Below are 4051 nucleotides of genomic sequence, written 5' to 3' on the forward strand. Positions count from 1 at the left end.
ATGTAATCCAACATCGACATGCGGGACGGTACTATATCCTGCCGTGTATAGTTATGCTGTGCACAGTGATGAACATTACTCAACATCGCATGCAATCGTGACGCCGTAGCGCCGGGCAACTTATCCGGGCAGAGTGGGTTGATGGTCACATAGGGCGCGCCTTGGGCAAGGAAGGCGTGAACCGGCTGCGGTTTTGCCGTGGTCGTCTCTTAAACGAAAGCATCACCCATGACGGAAGGATACGGAGCGATCTCTCGGCGCGACGTTCTCAAGACCAGTGCGACGGGCGCGGCGATCGCCGGTTCGCTCGGCCCGGGCAACGTGGCGATGGCACAGGCTCAGACCGCCGCGCCGCCGCATGCCGCCGTCAGCCTCAGGATCAACGGCAAGGCGACGCGGCTGGAGCTGGACACCCGCACCACGCTGCTCGACGCCCTGCGCGAGCATGTGAAGCTGACCGGCACCAAGAAGGGCTGCGACCACGGCCAGTGCGGCGCCTGCACGGTCATTGTCAACGGCCGCCGCATCAACTCGTGCCTGACCCTGGCGGTGATGCACGAGGGCGACGCGGTGACCACCATCGAGGGCCTCGGCAGCCCGGACAACCTGCACCCGATGCAGGCCGCCTTCGTCGAGCATGACGGCTACCAGTGCGGCTACTGCACGCCGGGCCAGATCTGCTCGGCCGTCGCGGTGCTCGAGGAGATCCGCGCCGGCGTGCCCAGCCACGTCACGGCCGACGTCTCCAAACCCTCGCCGATGACGACGACCGAGATGCGCGAGCGCATGAGCGGCAACATCTGCCGCTGCGGCGCTTACTCCAACATCGCCGAAGCCATGGCTCAGGTCGCAGGAGTGAAGGCATGAGGCCGTTCACCTATGAGCGCGCCACGAGCGCGCAGGATGCGGCTGCGAAAGTCGCCGCGACGCCGGGCGCGCGCTTCATCGCGGGTGGCACCAACCTGCTCGACCTGATGAAGCTGGAGATCGAGACGCCGACGCACCTGATCGACGTCAACGGCCTCGGCATGGACAAGATCGAACCGATAGAAGGCGGAGGCCTGCGCATCGGTGCGCTGGTCCGCAACACCGACCTCGCCGCCGACGCGCGCGTGCGCAAGGACTACGGCGTGCTCACCCGCGCGCTCGTTGCGGGCGCTTCGGGCCAGCTGCGCAACAAGGCGACGACGGCGGGCAACCTGCTCCAGCGCACCCGCTGCCCGTATTTCTACGACGTCAACATGCCCTGCAACAAGCGCAAGCCCGGCTCGGGCTGCGCGGCGATCGGCGGTTTCAGTCGTCCGCTCGGCGTGATCGGCACCAGCGACGCCTGTATCGCCACGCATCCCAGCGACATGGCGGTGGCGATGCGCGTGCTCGATGCCTCGGTCGAGACGATCCGCCCCGACGGCACCACCCGCGCCATTCCCATCGCCGACTTCCACACGCTGCCGGGCCAGACCCCGCACGTGGAAACCGCGCTGGAGAAGGGCGAGATGATCATCTCCGTCGCGCTCCCCAAGCCCAGGGGCGGCACGCATATCTACCGCAAGGTCCGCGACCGTGCGTCCTACGCCTTCGCGCTCGTCTCCGTCGCGGCGGTGATCGGCAAGGACGGGAAGGGCGCCGTGGCGCTTGGCGGTGTCGCGCCCAAGCCGTGGCGTGTCGAGGAAGCCGACGCCTTGCTGCCCAAGGGCTCGAAGGCCGTCGCCGACCGACTCTTCGCCGGGGCCACCCCGCGCGAGGACAATGCATTCAAGCTGACCCTCGCCCAGCGCACCATCGCGGCGGTTCTTGCGGAGGCAAAAGCATGAAGTTCGATACCCCCGCAGGGACCAACCCGATCGACCGCATGAAAGTCGTCGGCAAGCCCACCACGCGCATCGACGGCCCGCTCAAGGTCACCGGCCACGCGCCTTACGCTTACGAGCATCAGGAACTGCCGGGGAAACCGGCTTACGGCTACGTCGTCGGCTCGGCGGTGGCGAAGGGCACGATCCGCTCGATGGACACCTCCCGCGCCGAACGTGCGCCGGGGGTGGTCGCCGTAGTCACGCACCGCAACGCGGGCAAGATCGCCAAGGGTAACTTCAACACCGCGATGCTGCTCGGCGGCCCGAAGATCCAGCACTACCATCAGGCCATCGCCGTGGTCGTCGCCGAAACCTTCGAGCAGGCCCGCTCCGCCGCCGCGCTGATCGACGTCGATTATGCGCGCGACGGCGGCGCCTTCGACCTCGCCGCCGCCAAGGTGGATGCGCCGGACGCCACCGGCTCCGACGCGCCGACCGCCGTGGGCGATTTCGCCGGGGCCTTCGCCGCGGCGCCGGTGCAGCTCGACCAGATGTACACCACCCCCGACCAGAGCCACGCGATGATGGAGCCGCATGCCACCATCGCCGCGTGGGAGGGCGACAAGCTCACGGTCTGGAGCGCCAACCAGATGGTCGCGTGGGGTGCGGGCGACCTTGCCCGCACGCTCCAGATTCCCCCTGAGAACGTGCGCCTGATCGCGCCCTACATCGGCGGCGGTTTCGGCGGTAAGCTGTTCCTGCGCTCGGACGTGCTCATGGCCTCGCTGGGTGCGAAGGCGGCGAAGCGTCCGGTCAAGGTCGCGCTGCCGCGTCCGTTCATGGGCAACAACACCACGCACCGCCCCGCGACGATCCAGCGCATCCGCCTCGGCGCGACGAAGGACGGCAAGCTGACCGCGATCGGCCACGAAAGCTGGTCGGGCGATCTCGAAGGCGGCGGCCCGGAAAGCGCCACGCAGCAGACCAAGCTGCTCTACGCGGGTGCAAACCGCATGACCGCGCTGCGCCTCGCCGTTCTCGACCTGCCCGAAGCCAACGCCATGCGCGCGCCGGGCGAGGCGCCCGGCCTGATGGCGCTGGAAATCGCCGTCGACGAACTGGCCGAGAAGCTGGGCATGGACCCGGTTAAACTGCGCGTCATCAACGATACCCAGGTCGATCCGGAGAAGCCCGAACGCCCGTTCTCGCAGCGCAACCTCGTGCGCTGTCTGGAGGAGGGCGCCGAGCGCTTCGGCTGGGCACGCCGCAAGGCTCCGGGCCAGGTGCAGGACGGCCGCTGGCTGATCGGCATGGGCGTGGCGGCGGCGTTCCGCAACAACCTCAACATGAAGTCCGGCGCGCGCGTCCGCCTCAGCCCCTCGGGGCAGGTGACGGTCGAAACCGACATGACCGACATCGGCACCGGCACTTACACCATCATGGCGCAGACCGCGGCCGAGATGATGGGCGTGCCGCTTGCCAAGGTGACGGTGAAGCTGGGCGATTCCTCGTTCCCGGTCTCGGCCGGATCGGGCGGGCAGTGGGGCGCGAACTCCTCGACGGCGGGGCTCTATGCCGCCTGCGTCAAGCTGCGAGAGGCGATCGTCACCAAGCTGGGCCTCGGGCCGGGCGAGGCGGTGTTCGAGAACGGACAGGTCCACGTCGGCAACCGCGTCGCCGACATTGCCGCTGCGGCCAAGGGCGGCGAGATCGTGGTGGAAGACTCGATCGAGTTCGGCGATCTCGGCAAGAAGTTCCAGCAGTCCACCTTCGGCGCGCACTTCGTCGAGGTGGCGGTCGATCGTTACACCGGCGAAACGCGCGTGCGGCGCATGCTGGCGGTCTGCGCGGCGGGCCGCATCCTCAACCCCACGGCGGCGCGCAGCCAGGTGATCGGCGCGATGACCATGGGCGTGGGCGGCGCGCTGATGGAGGAACTGGCGGTCGACAAGCGCTTCGGCTTCTTCGTCAACCACGACCTTGCGGGTTACGAAGTGCCGGTCCATGCCGACATTCCGCATCAGGAGGTCGTGTTCCTCGACGAGGCGGACGACAAGGTCTCTCCCATGAAGGCCAAGGGCGTGGGCGAACTGGGCCTGTGCGGCGTCGGCGCGGCGGTGGCGAACGCGATCTACAACGCCACCGGCGTGCGCGTACGCGACTATCCGATCACGCTGGACAAGCACCTCGACAAGCTGGGCGAAGTGGTCTGAGCCTTTAGCCACTCTTCGTCATTGCGAGCGAAGCGAAGCAACCCA

At 67.8% G+C, this 4051-nt stretch carries 3 protein-coding genes; all 3 read left to right on the plus strand.

Annotation, left to right across the window (positions count from 1 at the left end; translation table 11 throughout):
• Positions 1–228 precede the first annotated feature (228 nt).
• Genes paoA through paoC form a run of 3 tightly spaced genes read left to right on the plus strand, consistent with a single transcriptional unit; the run spans position 229 to position 4006 of the window.
• Positions 229–867, plus strand: coding sequence for an aldehyde dehydrogenase iron-sulfur subunit PaoA (paoA, locus tag ACYPYD_RS18865; protein WP_459664806.1), 639 nt, complete (start codon positions 229–231; stop codon positions 865–867).
• Positions 864–1814, plus strand: a complete 951-nt coding sequence (locus ACYPYD_RS18870; protein WP_459664808.1) for an FAD binding domain-containing protein — start codon at positions 864–866, stop codon at positions 1812–1814. The genes paoA and ACYPYD_RS18870 overlap by 4 nt, the downstream gene beginning before the upstream one ends.
• Entirely contained in the window at positions 1811–4006 is a 2196-nt protein-coding gene (gene paoC, locus ACYPYD_RS18875; RefSeq protein WP_459664810.1) for an aldehyde oxidoreductase molybdenum-binding subunit PaoC, read from the plus strand. The genes ACYPYD_RS18870 and paoC overlap by 4 nt, the downstream gene beginning before the upstream one ends.
• The last annotated feature ends 45 nt before the right edge of the window (positions 4007–4051 follow it).

Source organism: Novosphingobium sp. 11B, assembly GCF_054589055.1.

Bases quoted from the DNA above. Each gene is read 5' to 3' on its own strand.
- paoA (WP_459664806.1), top strand. From the start codon at position 229: ATGACGGAAGGATACGGAGCGATCTCTCGGCGCGACGTTCTCAAGACC.
- ACYPYD_RS18870 (WP_459664808.1), top strand. From the start codon at position 864: ATGAGGCCGTTCACCTATGAGCGCGCCACGAGCGCGCAGGATGCGGCT.
- paoC (WP_459664810.1), top strand. From the start codon at position 1,811: ATGAAGTTCGATACCCCCGCAGGGACCAACCCGATCGACCGCATGAAA.